Source organism: Ruegeria profundi, assembly GCF_049800715.1.
GTDB classification, from domain to species: Bacteria; Pseudomonadota; Alphaproteobacteria; order Rhodobacterales; family Rhodobacteraceae; genus Ruegeria; species Ruegeria profundi_A.
On record NZ_JBNAFO010000007.1, the window covers coordinates 21,303 to 37,368 of the forward strand.

The following is a 16,066-nucleotide window of genomic DNA, read 5'->3' on the forward strand; positions in this document are numbered from 1 at the left end:
ACATACGAGACATTCCATGACACAGAGATTGCTGCGCGGTCGTCTGCTGACCTTTCATCGCGAGCCCCAAAACGGCGAAGATACCGGCGCCTATACCTATCTTGAGGACGGCGCGCTGTTGATCCGGGACGGGATCATTCAGGACACCGGCCCATTCTCGGCGATCCGCGCAAAGGCCGCGGGCGTGCCTGTGACAGACCATCGCCCTCATCTGATGATGGCGGGGTTCATCGACACCCACATTCACTTCCCCCAAGTGCAGGTGATCGCCTCATGGGGCGCACAGCTATTGGACTGGCTCAATACCTACACGTTCCCAGAAGAAACCCGCTTTGCTTCGGACGGGCACAGCGCAACCATGGCGCGGGCGTTTTATGATCAACTGATCGCGCATGGCACCACGACGGCGGTTGCTTATTGCTCGGTCCACAAGACCTCGGCTGACGCGTTCTTTACCGAAGCGACCAGACGCAACATGCGCATGCTGGGGGGCAAGGTCCTGATGGACCGCAACGCGCCTGAGGCGCTACAGGATACGGCGCAATCCGGATATGACGACACCAAGGCCCTGATCTCTGACTGGCATGGCAAGGGCCGCAACGGCTATGCCATCACACCTCGGTTCGCGATCACCTCGACCCCGGACCAGATGGCGATGGCCCAGGCTGGCGCAAGAGCATCCCGACTGCCACATCCAGACACACTTGTCGGAAAACAAGGACGAGATTGCTTTTACCAAGCAGCTCTATCCGCAGGCGCGGGATTATCTGGATGTCTATCAGTCCTACGGTCTGTTGGGGCGCAAAACCCTGCTCGGACACTCCATCCATCTTGAACCGCGCGAGATCGACGCGCTTGCTGAAACCGGCGCGCATCCTGTGTTCTGCCCAACCTCGAACCTGTTTCTGGGAAGCGGCCTGTTTGATCATGCCGGGCTGAGCGCGCGCGGGATCGCCAACGGTATCGCAACGGATGTTGGCGCGGGCACCAGCTATTCGATGCTGCAAACCCTGAACGAAGGCTACAAGATCCTACAATTGCAAGGGACAGCCCTGCACCCTTTGCAAGCTTTCCATTGGGCAACCCGCGGCAATGCCTACGTTCTGGGCCTCGAAGACAAAATCGGCACGCTCGCCCCGGGAACTGAAGCGGACGTCGTTGTTCTAAACGCACGCAGCACCCCGGCCATGGCCCTACGTATGGATCGCGTAGACGACCTGTCACAAGAGCTGTTCGTCCTGCAGATGATGGGAGACGATCGCGCGATTGAGGAAGTCTATGTGTCTGGAACACCCAGTAAGGTTGCAGGGCCGCAACGTGAACGAGCCAAAGTCCCTGCCTAGCGGCACCTGGAACACGGGCCTATTTCCAGCCCGCGACGGTCTTTGATTGAAAGCCCGGATCAGTCGACTTGCTCGATCCGGGCTAGACCCTTCAAAACAACACGTCCAAGCCCATTGCCGCGCAAGGCAAAGAGCGCAGGATGCTTCTGGTCTCCAAAAGATCCTTCGGGTTCGATTACAAAACGGTCTGTAATCCATCCTTACGCACTTCGAGTAACAAGGCAGGTGACGGCAAAATCCTCTGACTTGGCTGCGAGTACCAGTGTTTTAGGTTAAAACGCGGGTCTGCAGGGAGATTTGATCTTCTCGCAGCAACCACTTCCAATCCTTCAACTTGCGGTGTGGGGTTTCGACTTGTTTGCTTGGCTTCTGCCTGCGTTTTCGTGATCCCGAGTCTACCCCTCAAACTTCAAGGCGATGCTTTTTTGCGTCGCAACGCTTTGACAGCAGAGGATGAGCCCTTTCGAGATATCTCCGTCTTCAAGTGCAACTCGGTTCCGCATATGGACGGCCCCTTCGGTAAGCCGGGCAACACAGGCACCACAGACACCGGACTGGCAACTGTATGGTGGATTTAAGCCTTTCAATTGGGCAGCTTCCAGTATGGTTTGACCCGCAGCCACCGGTACGTCATGCCATGCACCATGCAGATTTATGCGGGCTGTCGCTGCGACCCCTGACGTGCTGAGGTCGGGCTCGACATTCCCTCCAAAGCTTTCCGTGTGAATGCGATCGTCAGGCACGTCCAAATTTTTGAGCGCCGCCCGTAGGTCCGTGTTCATGCTGCCCGGACCGCAGATCCAGTATTGCGTGTCCTGCGCCACAGGTGGGGTCTCGGCAATAGCGGCCTGAACGGCGTTTGCATCCAACCGACCCGTGCGCCAAGGGCTGAACCAACTGAACAAGGAGGGGTGTGACAGAACATGGCGCACAGAAAAGCGTTTTGGGTATCGCGCTTGGATCTGCTCCAACTCGTCCCGAAAAATGATGCTGTTCGCGTTGGTGTTGCCGAAAACCAAATGCGCGACGGAATGCGGCTCGTCCGTCAAAACGGCATTGATCATCGCGTATAGAGGCGTGATGCCACTGCCCGCGCCAAAGAAATAGTGTGTGCGGCGTTTAAGGAGTCCGGGCGTTAAGGTGAACTGTCCAAAGGGGGGCATGACTTCGATGGTATCCCCTACCGACAGAGCATCACCGATATGGTTCGACACGATCCCGCCTTTCACTCGTTTCACAGTGATGCGCAGTGCGGATCCAGGAGGGTTTGAGATGGTGTAGCTGCGCCTATGTTCCTGCCCTTCGATCAAAAACCTGATCGTCAAATGTTGCCCTGCTATCCATTGAAACAGATCAGCCAGTCTGGCAGGGACATCTAAAGTGACACTTGTGGCTGCACCGCCGATCTCTGTGCGGATGTCAGATAAGGTCAATGGATAGAAGTCGCGCTGCATTAAATCACCAATCACCGGTAGTCATAAGTTGTCGTCAATGACCGGACCACCATCCCGCCAAGGTAAGGTTCAAAGGCAAACTCATCTGTTTGACGCATTTTGCCGGCATATCCCTGCCAATCATATTCAACATCCGTAACCGCGGTTACGTGGTGGACCTCATCTTCGGTGCGGGTGGTCATTCTGGGCGTGGATCGCTTAGTTTCCTTGTAGTCCGCCAATTCCTTGGGGAGTTCAGCATCGGTAGCGGCGGCAACGTCCCCCACACGGTAAGTGAAGACATCATCTTCCTGCCCGGCACCGTATTTGAGAACGATCCGATGAGTAGCTTTGGGATGCCAGATTTCCCACGTAGCCAGAAGACTATCTTCGTCTTGAGCCGCCAGGACACGGGCAGAGATCTCCTCAGGCGTTTCTGCTTGCGCTGTCAGCGCCAAAGCCGACGCGATAGCCACGCCAATTAGGGTGGCTTGAACGGGTGTCATAATCCATCTCCGCATTGTTCAATCAGCCTTCATGAACTCCAAAACGGCTTTTTGGTGCTGGGTAATCGGGCTTTCACCAATCCCGGCCGGGCCGATTTCCAGATACGGGCTTTTCAGAGACTTCTGCTGTTGTTCGCAGGCATAGATATCCTCGGTCGTGAAGTCTCCGGATGCCATCGGATCATCTTCGCCTGCGACATCGGCCCCTTGATACTTCGCACCGCCAAAGTCCTTCCAAAAACCCCAGCTTTTCCACTGTTGTTTCTGAAACGCCCAATCAGATTCATTGGCCAGTTTCGTGCGATTTTCGATGCGCGTAAGGTCCGGCGCCAGTGGCGTGATGATAAACAGGTTCCAGCTTTCCTCACTGGACCCGATACCAATGCCGGGAAAGAGCATTGGAACCCACGCGCCGACATGGGGTTTTGGGATCGCGCGCGGCATCGGCAGGTTCGCCTCATGATCCTTGGCGTACTCCGCGGACGGAGGCTCCCAAAAGTGATAGTGCGGCCCCTTCCACCCGTATTCCGCCTTGGCATGGTCATACATATGCAGGGTGTTGGAATGCAGGTGGCTCAGGTGATAGACGTCGATGTAATTCTCGACAACGATCTTCCAATTTGCCTTGATCTCATAGGTGTTCCGGCCTTCAGCGTACTCTACCAGTTCCTCGGGCTTGTGCGGGCCAAGGAATGGATCGACCTCGCCAAACCACTCCGCAAGCGTGGGCGCGTTCGGATCAGGATGGGCGAACAACATACCGCGCCAGACGTCTACGCTCGCCGGTTTGAGGCCAAGGCAGGATTTATCGATACCACCGGGAAATTCCGACGCCTCATCGGGGACGGAGATCAGGTTACCTTCCAGATCATAGGTCCAATCGTGGTAAGGACACGTCAGCGCTTTTTGCGTCTTGCCAACCGCGCGGATCAGTTGTGTACCGCGATGGCGGCAAACATTGTGAAAGGCCCGCAGACGGTGATCGCGCCCCATGACGATAAACAGGTTGTTCAAACCTGCCTGCACCGACAGATAGTGCCCGGGGCCTTCGATATCCTCAACCAATCCTGCAAAACGCCAAGTGCGTGAGAAGATTTGTTGTTGTTCACGGTCGAACCAATCCTGCGAGGTATAGGCTTCGACGGGCAGGTGATGATACATTTTGGTCATCTTTGTCCTTCAGGTCATCAGATGGGCGTATTGCGGAAAAAGGCTGGCGGCGAGCATCATCAGTCCTGACAAAGCCCAGAGGCAGGCAATGGCCCAGAATAGAATTGGATCGTCGTGTCGGTTGATCTCGAACACCAGAAAAGCCTGACCATTCAGGATGGTCGGAATGGTCCACCACAGGAAGAGCAGCCCCCAGACCCAGTAGTATCCCAGGACAGCTGCAGCCAACAGTACAGGCAGAGCTATATAGTTCGCGGTTCTGGCGTGGCTCATAGCTCGGCCTCCAGCGTAGAGGCAAGCAAAGACGCCGCCAGCTTCAATTCCGCGCGCCAGACTTTGGGCGGCTCGAGTGGCGACAGGGCATCCATGCTGACAAAGATTGCGGAAATACCCTGAGCCACGGCACGAGTGCTTGCATCCGGCGCGTTAGGGGCGGCGCGCTTCAGGACATCCTCAACCACGTCAAAGAAAGCACTTAGGCTGTCCATAAGATCCTGCCGCAATTCGGGACGATCCGGAACAACTGTCACCAGCGCCTGATACGCCAACATCAACCGCGGATCAGTTCCGCTGTTTTCGGCAAAAAGAGCGTCCACGAGATCGGTTGGCGTTGCTCTATCTGGCAGAGCCTGTCGCAGGCTTTCCAGTGAAGCCGCAAAGCCCTCAAGAGTGTACTCAGCAAGTGCGGCAATCATTTCGTCCTTGTTGCCAAGATAGTGGCGCAGCAGTGGGCGCTTGACGCCAGCTTCCTCTGCGATCCGTTCCTGGGTCGCGCCGTCAAGGCCGAACCGCGCCACACATGTGAGGTACGCATCCAGGATTTCCTGAGATCGTTGGTCTTTCAGAGATGGTCTTGGCATTGCGGCCCCGTAGATTGTCATTTATGACAAATAATGATTGAATATTGTTTGTCAACTATGACAATCTACTTTGAGACCAGCGTGTGAAAAGAAACTGTGTTTCGGAGTGGCTAGATTGAGGGGCCAGCCACCATTCTCTGCGTTCGCAAGCGCGACAGTCCGCCCCTCAACTTTTTCAACAGGACCGCAAACCGGTTCGGGAAAGAGTGTTCAGTCCGGGCAAAATGCCCACAAAACACCGTCACAACGACTCGATGTTTCCCAAAAGAATAGAGGTCATATCCACCGCAAACGAACCGTCTTGGACAGTGACATCCATCTGAGTGTCATAATTCACCGCATTTCGCGTTATCCCCGAGAGGTCGGCATCCGCGTCTAGAAAAACCCACTTGGCCGGATATGGAGAGCTTTGTTCGACCGCCGCCTGCAAGATGGAGAGCGCGTCCAGTGCGTTGACGGCTCCATCCTGGGTGATATCAGCGGCAATCAGGTTTTCTGGGGCCGCCGGGCCCCATGTCGGACCCAAACCAACCGAGATGCGCAGAACCTGCAACGCATCCAGAGCGTTAACCCGTCCGCTCGCTGTTGAATAGGTTTTGACGACCTCCAGCTCTCCGACCAACGTCCCGTTCGGAACGTTCAGATCGAAGCGCCCGGTCTCATCCGTGGTTGCAGTGACGTTGCCGCCTCCGGTCGGTGTGAACTTGATCTCAGCATCTGCAAGGCCCGGATTGGCGGTCTCCGAATCGACGCTTACCCGCCCCTGAATGCCGTCCGAGCTTGCAGGCTCCAACCCGCCGAAGGTCCCGAAATCCACGGGTATGTGGTCTGGTCCATCGAACCCGGAGCCAAAGACCTCTTCCTTCGTCAACGGCGCGCCTGTTGAGGAAATCACGTGGACGACCTCATTAAGATACTGGATGTCGGCCCCTTGCGACGTGGCTGTAAATGTCAATTGATCGGGGGTGCGCAGCAGCAGATAGTCGAACATGTCCAATCGATCGGTGCCGGCTTCGAAATCCGTTATTGTCGTGGGATCGCTGCCATATTGCATGACGAAGATATCGGCCCCTGCCCCACCTGTCAGCGTCGTCTGACCACTCCCTGCAATGAGGATGTCATCTCCGTCCCCACCGGACAGTTGGGCATCCAGCACCCCCGCGTTGAGCATGTCGTCTTGCGCCGTGCCCATAACTGGCCCGCTACCGTCCAGGACGACGCCAAGATTTGCCAAAGAAACACTCAGCTGCGTCAGCCCGGGATCCTGCTGTGAGGTTGCAAGCACCTGAAGCTCATCACCGATATGGGCGAGGCTGAGGGTTTGGACATTCCTCAACCCGCTATCCAACGTGTCGGCAAAGCTATCCAGATAGACCAGCTTTCCATTCGGGGTCAGCGTGAACAGGCTGACGCCGTCGTCGGACCCGCCCGCCACGATGAACGCACGGCCATTCACCTCGATCACCGACAGGTCCTGCACGGATTCAAACCGGGTATTCAGCGTATCGAGAACATGATCCTTGGGGATCAGCCGACCATCGCTGCGCAATCCCATCACGCTGAGGGAATTGCTGCCCGACCCCGCCACGATGACCCAGGATTGGCCATAGGCCTCGACCACCTCAATCGCCGTTGGCATAGAGATTCCCATCGTTGAAACAGCGGCACTGTTGTCCAGAGCGCTGAGGCTGCGATCGCTTGCGGACACGTCAAACACGGCGATTTCACTATTCGCAGCGTTCGCGGTGATCACGAATTGCTCAGTCCCGACCGTCGCAGCATGCATCGAATCGGCTTGGCCTGAGACCAGCGACACGACCGAAAGCGTGCCGTCTGGGTTGATCTCATAGCTGCCGATCTGATCGGTATCTTCATGCGCAACGGTCAGATAGCTTTGCCCTCCGACGTCCAGTTGCGCCATCGCCGAGATGTCTCCGCCACCGACGAGCGCTCCGGTTTCCTGCAGATCGCCAAAGGTGCCATCCGCGTTGAGCGTGTACCCCACCAAACCCGTTGCATTGTTGATATCAAGGGCCAGTTGGTCTTCAGCGCCCAAGGTGATTGGCACACCCGTCCGCCCCACCTGATACAGGATCGGACCGCTATGATAGACCGTATCTACAAGCTGCGGCCCAGCCCCTTCCGTGAGACGCCAGGCGGCAACGCCACCGAACGGACCGGTTACGGAATAGAGATACGTATCCCCGTTAAACGTTTTTAAAGCCGTATCGCCGATACCTGAATCGAGCGCCGGGCTTCCCGTTGCAACCACAGTTTCGAATTGAAGCATCACCTTGATCACCCCCGATGCCACCCCTGGCAGTGACCTGAGGATGATCTGATGCCCAGACCGAAACAAAAGCGGGAATGTGGTGAAATCGAGGAGTTCGGCTTCAGTTTAACTCAATTTTTCCAGGTTCGCCCGCGGTGGTAACCGGAAGGCAAGACAGATGAAGAAAGCGTCATGTCGGGGACGGCCTTCCCAGGATCGCGGACACCAAATCTGAGGGGCAAGACGATGAAGACACCTGAGCGCAATACTGATACGCCAGCCGATCTTTCAGGGGCAGACCGTGATCGCCACAAACGCTCGTGGATCGAACGCAATCTGCGCAAACTATCCGTGCGCGGCATTGCGGGCGGTTTGGTGTCGACCTTGCTGGCCCTTCCGGCTTTTGCGCAGGCGACGGTTGAGGAACTCTATGCGTTCCAATTCGCGGATACGATCCCGGGTGTGAAATCCGCCAAGCTGATGGACAACGGGGATGTCCTTCTGAAAATGCTCGATGGGCGCACGATGGTAGTTGCGGCTGAACATGTTCAGGTCCTTGAAAGTGGCTCGATCATGATCGCCGAGGCGATGGTTTCGCAGATCGTCGAATTCAGCGCCGTCGCCGAGGCCGGAGCCGCCTCAGCAGCAGGTGGTCTGGGCGGCATGGGTGCTGCGGCGGCGGGTCTTGGTCTCGCCGGTGCTGCGGCGGCAGGTGGCGGCGGCGGAGGCGGCGGCGGGGACGATCCAGCCCCTGCGCCAAACTTCCCGACTCTGAATTTGGCAGAGTTGCAGGCCACCTCCCTCGATAGCACTCTGACCAACGCAACTGCACCGGACGATGCGACGTCGGTCGAGGTCACGATCGGTTCCGTGACCAAAACCGTGACACCGGATTCCGAGGGGAACTGGACCGTCACCCTCACAGCGCCCGAGGCGAGCGCCCTGGCCCAAGGACAGTCCACGGTGACTGTCCGTATGCTTGATACCTTGGGGGACGAGATCTCCGTATCGACGGCAACCGTGGTCGTAGACACCATCCCACCAACACTCAGCATTGACAGTTTCTCGGATGGCGCCGTCATGAACGCCGCCGAGCAGGGAACAGATCTTGTCGTAAGTGGTGCGACAGACGCGGAAAACGGGCAGTCGGTGAGCGTCACTCTGAATGGTCAGACTTACACCGGTACGGTGTCCAACGGCCAATGGTCGGCAACCGTTCCAGCCGCCGATCTGGCAGCCTTGTCGGATGGGGCAACCATCAGCGTGACAGCGGATGTTTCGGATCGCGCTGGCAACACGGCCGTTCAAGCCAGCAACAGCTTCGATACGGACTTCACGGCTCCAACCCTCACGCTCGATCCGGTCGGCGGAGGGTCCATCGACCTTATTGATGTAACCGGCGATCTGACCGTGACCGGGGCGACCTCGGCTGAGGACAACCAAACTGTAACGCTTGTATTGGATGGGCAGTCCTTTACCGGCACGACGCTGGGCGGCAGTTGGTCTGTCACTATTCCCAACGCGGATCTTGCCGGGTTGACGACGGGCACCCCGGCAGAGATCAGTGTTTCGCTCGCGGATGCGGCTGGCAACCCGGCGACCACCGTGACGGCCACGGTGCCCGTCGATCTCTCTGGTCCCTCCATTGCCATTTCGCCCTTGTCCGTAGGTGATATCCTGAACGCTGCCGAAGCCGGTTCAGATTTGACCATTTCAGGCACAACCGGAAATGTTGGCGACAACCAGCAGGTTTCCGTCGTGCTGAACGGCCAGACCTATACGGACCTCGTTTCGGGTGGCACCTGGAGCATAACCGTCCCGACAGCCGATCTAGCGTCTCTGTCCGATGGCGGCGATTTTACGATAACAGCCAATGTGTCTGACGGGGACGGGCTGGCAGCGCCTCAAGCAACGGCGCAATTGACCAAGGATGTCAGCGCTCCGACAGTGACCATCGACAGCTTCTCGGACGGTGCTGTCATGAATGCGGCGGAGCGCGGAACCGACCTGACCATTTCGGGTTCCACCTCAGCTGAAGACGATCAAACCGTAACCGTTGGGATGAATGGGCTCACCTACACCGCCGAGGCTTCGGGCGGGTCGTGGACCGTTACCGTACCAGCCGCTGATCTGGCACTCTTGGCAGACGAAGCAACAATTGCCGTGACGGCAGATGTCTCAGACATCGCCGAAAACCCGGCTGTTCGGGCGACAGGCAGCTTCGATACAGATTTCACTGATCCAACCATAGCGATCACGGGTGTTTCGGACGGCTCGATCATGAACGCCACCGAGCGGGCAACAGATCTGACCATTTCGGGCACAAGCGATGCAGGCGTTGGGGCTGTCGTGTCTATCACGATCGCCCGCGCCGACGGCACGGTTGACATCAGCGAGACGACAACCGTCACTGGTGGCAATTGGACATTGGTGACAAATGCGTCCGATCTTTTGGGGCTTCAGGATCAGGAAAGCTATACCATCACCGCGACCGTGGCTGATGCAGCTGGAAATACGTCCCAGACCACAATGGGCTTCATAACTGATTTTGCGGCACCCAGCATTACCCTCGATCCACTGTCCATCGGATCAGTCCTGGATGTCGTGGAACGTGGGCAGGACCTGACGGTTTCAGGCACAACAACGGCCGACAACGGAGACACTGTAACCATCAACTTGGACGGCGAGACCTATACAGCCACCGCAATGAACGGAAGTTGGAGTGCGGATATTCCAACCGGCGATCTCGCGGCCTTGGCAGACAGCACTAGCTTCCAGATCTCGGCATCGGTTGAAGACGCTGCAGGCAATACCTCCAACGCGGCAACAGGTTACTTCTCAACCGATTTCCGACCAACCTTGAACCTCGATTCGATTGGAACCAATGGGGCGATCTCTCTTGCTAATGCGCAAAGTTCCGGGATTACAGTCAGCGGTTCTTCGGTCGGTCTCGCCGCTGGGCAGGCGGTGGATATCCTGTTGGGCAGTACATCCGTTGGCACCGCAACCGTCGCAGCAAATGGAACATGGTCTGCGCCTATCGCAGCCTCCGCTTTTGCCGGCACGACGGCCGGGACGGATCTGAGTTTCTCGGCAGAAGCAACAGTATCCGGAGGGCCTGATCCCCTTCCGGTGAGTGCTGACGCCACAGCTCATACGCCCGCAGCCTATGTCATCTCGGAAGTTGGCAGAAGCGGCTCAACCGTCCAGTTCGCGGTTTATTCGGAAGCCGACCGTGATCTGTCGAGCGGGTTATTTGTAGACATGCGTTTAGAGTTTGATTCCGCTCAGGTCACCTTTGACAGCGGCTCCATCATATTCAACGGGCAATTGCCTCTTGCCGTGAACGCAGCCAACCCCAGTTTCGTCAATTTCGCCGGAGCCACACTCAGTTTCTCCGACATTTCGGCCCCTATCGTGCAGTTTTCCGTCGACATTCAGGACATCAATCAACCCTTTGAGCTGAAGATCGTCACGCCAAACGGAGGCGACTCTGTCTACCAATCAGGGACGACCACTGACGATGTCATAGGTGCAAGCAATGTGGACACGATCATCAGGGGGGGTGATGGCGACGATACGATTGACCTGACAGAGGCAGGCCGAGACATCGTTGTGTTCGAAGCAGACCCTGCAATCAATGGCACGGATATAATTACGGGGTTCAGCACCGGATCTGCAACGGAAGTCGCAGATACCCTGATGTTCAGGGGCCTCGACGTCGCCACGTTGCGAGGCACGGGAACGGACGTGGAGTTCCTGAGCCAAGGCGGCAATCTGGGAATAGATACAGGCTTCGTCGGCTTTACGACCATCCTCAGCGACCTCACGGCCAGCACCATTGAATTGTCATTGGAAAGCCTGGTCGGAGCGCAGGCCGGAGACGAGATCTATGCCCTGACAACCGATGGAACCGACGCCAAGCTCGTCAAAGCCAGCTTCTCTGCATCAGACGACGTCACTGTTGATACGCTCGCCGTGTTCGATGGTCTGAATGATCTGAACAGCCTGAGTGCAGACAATATCCTGCATACCGATCCCACAGGTGCCACCGCCTAGTCCTTTTCTAGGATTGGCCGAGAGCTTGGAAGGCAGCCATGTCAAAAACCCACCTCAAACCCCTCTCATTCCAGAGGCATGGTCACAAGTTCTGGAAACGCTTCACCTCATTCGATCATACAAGGCACGTGACCGAATGTTCAGTTGTTGCGGCAGAAGTTTTCCCCGTAGCGGCTGCTTTCCCGCTTGTGTTCCGCAAAACGGAGAGCGGGGTAGAGCTGGTCGCAGTGTTTTCCCTGACAGAAGAGGCTGAAAACTCATTTGTGTCTGAAACAGGCATATGGTTGGCGCCCTACTTGCCCTCTGCGATGAGGTGCCCGCCTTTCGATGCCGAACCAATGCCAAGAGGTGGGCAGGTCAAGGACGCTCAATTCCAATTGCTCATCGACGAATCCCTTGGCTTGATCAGTGATGACCCCAGAGATGAGGCGTTCTACCGAGAAACAGGAGCGCTTTCTTCCAATCTTGAAGCCGTAAAGAGGTTCTTCCAAAGTCGAATGTCGTCAGCACAAACCACAAAGGCCATTTGTGATGTGCTTGCGGATATGAACTTGTTGGCCCCACTCACCCAACATGAGGGTTGCTCTTTACCAAAGGGCTGTTGGGGTATCTCGCCCGATGGGTTGAACAGTTTGACCAATAGGCAACTGGCCACACTTGCAACTTGTGGCGCTCTGCAGCTAGTCCACGCGCATCAGGTCTCACTGTCTCACATAGCTTGGTTGGCCCAAGCACAATCACGAATGACACAAAATCCGAGCTCGGTGGATCTTTCGCGGAAGACGAATGCCGACGGCTTCTTGTCTGCATTGGCCGATGCGCAAACGAACGAAACCTCTTGGGGGCCGAATTCGGAGCTACACGCTTATGCCCAATGACCCCTGGTTGCCATGCAGCGGGCCAAAACCGAAAACAGGTTCAATCAGCGGACGCACTCCATTCCTTCGCTGCCCTAACTTGCCGAAGAGGAACTGAGACATGACGCGGCACGAATCCCAACCGGACACATCTCGTTTAACAGAACTAGAAAAGTGTATGCTGCATGTGGGTGAGACACTTGAACGTCCAATAACAAAAGCATCTCTCTTTGCCGCACAGTCAAATTTGGAAAACGGCCTCTCGATAAGTGATGCGCTAGCGCTTGCCCGCCAAAGCGGTCTTCAGGCGGGGTATGGCACTCGCTTGCTTAGCAAATTGGATGACGACTTGTCACCAGCCATACTTTTGCTGGAGGGGGGACGATCCGTTGTCTATCATGGGCGCAGCGATGACGGCATGCTGTTGGTCTACGACCCCTGCATCGGGCCTGGAACCGGGACAATTCCTGAAAAGCAGATTGAAAAAGCGTATACTGGCTACGCAATCCTATTTCGCCGAGACCATCAAGATATCTTGACGAATAGCGAGACCCAAAGGTCTGGACATTGGTTCTGGTCTGCTTTAGCCGCCAGTCGATGGTCCTATTTTCAGGTCATTCTCGCTGCAGCGCTCGCCAATCTTCTAGGGCTTTCAACTTCTATCTTCATCATGGTCGTCTATGACCGTGTACTTCCAAATGAAGCAACGGAGTCTCTGATTGCACTGACCATAGGCGTGGGCTTCGCTCTTGGCTTCGATTTCCTACTCAAGATACTAAGAGCTGGATTCATTGATCAGGCCGGTCAAAAGGCTGATCGGCTGATGGGACGCCGCATCTTTGACAAGTTACTCGATATTCAAATGAAATCTCGCACCGGATCGACCGGCGCGATGGCAAATACAGTTCGCGAGTTCGAAACTCTGCGCGAGTTTTTCACATCCGCAACATTGGTTGCGATCGTCGATCTACCCTTCATCGCTCTGTTTGTCTTGGTGATCTACTTGGTGGGCGGCCCACTGGCCATCGTTCCTGCGATGGCAGTACCCATTGTTCTGCTGACCGGTTTGCTCGCCCAACCCATGCTATCGCGGTTGACCGAACGCCAATTCAAGGATGGTCAATCCAAACAATCGGTTCTTGTTGAGACCGTCTCTGGCCTCGAGACCATTAAAACAAGCTCTGCGGATCGTCAGATGCGCTCCCGTTGGGAAAGCGCGATAGAACGACAATCGAACCACGGAGTGCGCAGTCGCGCGATTACACAATTCGCACTGAACCTGACCGGCCTTACACAACAGGCAGCGCAGGTGCTGATCGTTTTCTATGGCGTTTTTCTAGTCACGGAAGGACAAGCCAGCATGGGCGCCCTGATCGCCGCCGTCATGTTGACAGGTCGCGCCTTGGCACCCTTGGGGCAATTGGCGCAGACTTTGACGCGTTACAATCAGGCGCGCAGCGCTTTTCGAAACCTCAACCAGATTATGCAGGCGGATAGTGAGCGACCGGAAGGCAGAACCTGGTTCGGTCGTTCACGCTTCAAGGGTGCAATCTCGTTTTGTAACGTTCACTTCGCATACCCGGATCAATCCGAAGATACGTTGAAAGGTGTTTCCTTCACTATCAACCCGGGTGAGAAAGTCGCAATCCTTGGCCAAATTGGCTCGGGTAAAAGCACGATAGCGCGACTGTTGCTGGGCCTCTATACGCCTCGGGTCGGGTCGGTCATGCTGGACGGATTGGACATTCGACAAATTGACCCTGGCGATTTAAGGCGCGGTGTCGGCTCTGTTTTACAGGATGTTTGGCTGTTTTCCGGCTCGATCCGCGAAAACATCGCCAGTGGCACCATCAGACCGAGCGACGAAGACGTGATTGAAGCCGGGCAGATTGCTGGCGTTGAGGATTTTGTAGCGCGCCATCCAGCAGGTTATGATCAACAGCTTGCGGAAAGGGGTGAAGGGCTTTCAGGTGGACAAAGACAAGCGATTGCCTTGGCGCGAGCGTTGATTGGCAAGCCATCGGTTCTACTGCTGGATGAGCCGACAAGCGCCATGGATGTTCAAACCGAGGCGCGCGTTCTGAATCGCCTCAGGCAGGCGACCCCGGACACGACGATGGTCATCGTCACGCACCGTCCTAGCCTCTTGGAGCTGGTGGACCGCATTATCGTCATTGACGACGGCCAAATCGCGAAAGACGGGCCAAAAAGCCTTCTATCACAACATGCACGCCAAAACAGGAGGCACCTGAATGTCGCAGCATCATGATCTTGCCTCATTGGCACGCGCTATGCGCGGAGCCTCGCCTTTGCGGAATTCTCTACTGCTAATGGCAATTCTCGCGTGCCTCCTTTCAGCCGGGCTTTGGGCCTATCTGACCGAGTTGGACGACGTAACCCGCGTAGATGGCCGGATCGTGCCATCTGGAGACATCCAGATCATCGAAGCTACAGAACCAGGCGTTTTGAAGGCACTCCACGTGCGAGAAGGCCAAGTGGTTCAAGCCGGCACCTTGTTGATGGAATTCGACACGACCCAAATCGACAGTCAGTTGAGACAGAAACAACAACGTGCTTTTGGCCTGATGGCTCGAATCCAGCGGCTACAGTCCGAGATCGAGGGGCGGAACCTTCAGTTTGACGCTGCGCTCGTCACAGGCGCCCCGGATGTCGTTCAATCTGAAAGGGCTTTGTATCAGGGCCGGCAAGCCGAACTGCAGGCTGAAATTAGCATCTTGCTGCGACAGCAACAACAACGCCATAGGGAATACGAAGAAGGATTGGTAGATCAGGTCACCGCCGAAGAGACACTGAATGCTCTGGCTGAGGAAAGGGCGATGATGGCTCCTCTGGTCGCCAGCAAAATGGAACCCGCGACCACACTTTTGGCGCTTAGGCGCAGCGAGGCGGAATGGAAGGGTCGCCGGGTCAGAGCCGAGGCTGCGACCAGTCGACTAAAAACCGGTCTGGAAGAGATTGACGACCGAATCCGAGCGGCGCGCAGCAGATTTCGGAGCAATGCTCTGACCGACCTCGCCGTCGCAACCGCTGAACTGTCCGCCCTAGAACCAATGCTGCCAGCTTTGCAGGATCGGGCGTCCCGCGCAAACGTTCAATCTCCGGCGCGCGGCATCGTAAACCGCATCCACCGTACCACGATTGGTGGTCTTGCCCGCACCGGGGAGGAGTTGGTCGAGATCGTTCCACTGGATGACAGTTTACTGGTCAAAGCCTATGTTCGCCCGCAAGATATAGCGTTTCTCCATGCGGGACAGCCCGTCAAAGTCAAAATCACCGCCTATGATTTCGTCCGCTACGGAGGACTGGACGGGGAAATTGTTCGAATTGGCGCAGATACCATCACCCGGTCCGAGCGTAGTGACGAAGAGGTCTTTGTCATCGAGATCCGGACCAACGGCACGATGCTCGACGCCTCGGGGATAGCTGTTGAAATCATTCCTGGCATGATTGCCGAGGTCGACATTCTGGCTGGGCGCAAAACCGTTCTGGACTATTTGATCCAACCGGTCGTGAAAATTAAGGACCAAGCGCTGCGAGAATAACGC

10 protein-coding genes and 1 pseudogene are annotated in these 16,066 nt (G+C 56.3%); 5 read left to right on the plus strand and 6 right to left on the minus strand.

All coding sequences use genetic code 11. The features are described from left to right. The first annotated feature begins 16 nt into the window (after positions 1-16). Positions 17-1,343 (plus strand): annotated as a pseudogene (gene guaD, locus ACP15L_RS12650) (guanine deaminase). 395 nt (positions 1,344-1,738) lie between these two features. On the opposite strand, the gene ACP15L_RS12655 reads toward guaD, so the two are convergent. The 6 genes from ACP15L_RS12655 to ACP15L_RS12680 all read right to left on the minus strand — a co-directional run bounded on the left by ACP15L_RS12655 (position 1,739) and on the right by ACP15L_RS12680 (position 7,602). Continuing rightward, entirely contained in the window at positions 1,739-2,797 is a 1,059-nt protein-coding gene (locus ACP15L_RS12655; RefSeq protein WP_425084432.1) for a 2Fe-2S iron-sulfur cluster-binding protein, read from the minus strand. An 11-nt stretch (positions 2,798-2,808) separates the two neighbouring features. Further along, complete coding sequence (locus ACP15L_RS12660; RefSeq protein WP_425084433.1) at positions 2,809-3,282, minus strand: hypothetical protein; 474 nt, start codon at positions 3,280-3,282, stop codon at positions 2,809-2,811. Positions 3,283-3,300: 18 nt separating this feature from the next. Then, positions 3,301-4,452, minus strand: a complete 1,152-nt coding sequence (locus ACP15L_RS12665; RefSeq protein WP_425084434.1) for an aromatic ring-hydroxylating oxygenase subunit alpha — start codon at positions 4,450-4,452, stop codon at positions 3,301-3,303. Between the two features lie 9 nt (positions 4,453-4,461). Further along, entirely contained in the window at positions 4,462-4,725 is a 264-nt protein-coding gene (locus tag ACP15L_RS12670) for a hypothetical protein (protein ID WP_425084435.1), read from the minus strand. Beyond that, on the minus strand, positions 4,722-5,312 hold the full coding sequence (locus ACP15L_RS12675) for a TetR/AcrR family transcriptional regulator (RefSeq protein ID WP_425084436.1): 591 nt from the start codon (positions 5,310-5,312) through the stop codon (positions 4,722-4,724). Before ACP15L_RS12675 ends, ACP15L_RS12670 begins: the two co-directional genes overlap by 4 nt. 241 nt (positions 5,313-5,553) lie before the next feature. Next, a complete protein-coding gene (locus ACP15L_RS12680) occupies positions 5,554-7,602 on the minus strand; it encodes a dockerin type I domain-containing protein (RefSeq protein WP_425084437.1) in 2,049 nt (682 codons plus the stop codon). A gap of 228 nt (positions 7,603-7,830) precedes the next feature. Here ACP15L_RS12680 and ACP15L_RS12685 point away from each other — a divergent pair, with 228 nt between their 5' ends. The 4 genes from ACP15L_RS12685 (at position 7,831) to ACP15L_RS12700 (ending at position 16,063) form a co-directional block, all read left to right on the plus strand. Then, positions 7,831-11,643: an Ig-like domain-containing protein gene (locus ACP15L_RS12685; RefSeq protein WP_425084438.1), complete on the plus strand. Its 3,813-nt coding sequence runs from the start codon at positions 7,831-7,833 to the stop codon at positions 11,641-11,643. A gap of 38 nt (positions 11,644-11,681) precedes the next feature. Next, positions 11,682-12,521, plus strand: a complete 840-nt coding sequence (locus ACP15L_RS12690; RefSeq protein ID WP_425084439.1) for a SapC family protein — start codon at positions 11,682-11,684, stop codon at positions 12,519-12,521. A gap of 100 nt (positions 12,522-12,621) precedes the next feature. Continuing rightward, positions 12,622-14,769 (plus strand): type I secretion system permease/ATPase, encoded by a 2,148-nt coding sequence (locus ACP15L_RS12695; protein WP_425084440.1) that lies wholly within the window; start codon positions 12,622-12,624, stop codon positions 14,767-14,769. Next, complete coding sequence (locus tag ACP15L_RS12700) at positions 14,753-16,063, plus strand: HlyD family type I secretion periplasmic adaptor subunit (protein ID WP_425084441.1); 1,311 nt, start codon at positions 14,753-14,755, stop codon at positions 16,061-16,063. Before ACP15L_RS12695 ends, ACP15L_RS12700 begins: the two co-directional genes overlap by 17 nt. Positions 16,064-16,066: the final 3 nt, after the last annotated feature.

What these genes read in the sequence shown, in the direction of transcription:
- ACP15L_RS12655 (WP_425084432.1), bottom strand. Translation starts at nt 2,797, where the DNA reads ATGCAGCGCGACTTCTATCCATTGACCTTATCTGACATCCGCACAGAG.
- ACP15L_RS12660 (WP_425084433.1), bottom strand. Translation starts at nt 3,282, where the DNA reads ATGACACCCGTTCAAGCCACCCTAATTGGCGTGGCTATCGCGTCGGCT.
- ACP15L_RS12665 (WP_425084434.1), bottom strand. Translation starts at nt 4,452, where the DNA reads ATGACCAAAATGTATCATCACCTGCCCGTCGAAGCCTATACCTCGCAG.
- ACP15L_RS12670 (WP_425084435.1), bottom strand. Translation starts at nt 4,725, where the DNA reads ATGAGCCACGCCAGAACCGCGAACTATATAGCTCTGCCTGTACTGTTG.
- ACP15L_RS12675 (WP_425084436.1), bottom strand. Translation starts at nt 5,312, where the DNA reads ATGCCAAGACCATCTCTGAAAGACCAACGATCTCAGGAAATCCTGGAT.
- ACP15L_RS12680 (WP_425084437.1), bottom strand. Translation starts at nt 7,602, where the DNA reads ATGCTTCAATTCGAAACTGTGGTTGCAACGGGAAGCCCGGCGCTCGAT.
- ACP15L_RS12685 (WP_425084438.1), top strand. Translation starts at nt 7,831, where the DNA reads ATGAAGACACCTGAGCGCAATACTGATACGCCAGCCGATCTTTCAGGG.
- ACP15L_RS12690 (WP_425084439.1), top strand. Translation starts at nt 11,682, where the DNA reads ATGTCAAAAACCCACCTCAAACCCCTCTCATTCCAGAGGCATGGTCAC.
- ACP15L_RS12695 (WP_425084440.1), top strand. Translation starts at nt 12,622, where the DNA reads ATGACGCGGCACGAATCCCAACCGGACACATCTCGTTTAACAGAACTA.
- ACP15L_RS12700 (WP_425084441.1), top strand. Translation starts at nt 14,753, where the DNA reads ATGTCGCAGCATCATGATCTTGCCTCATTGGCACGCGCTATGCGCGGA.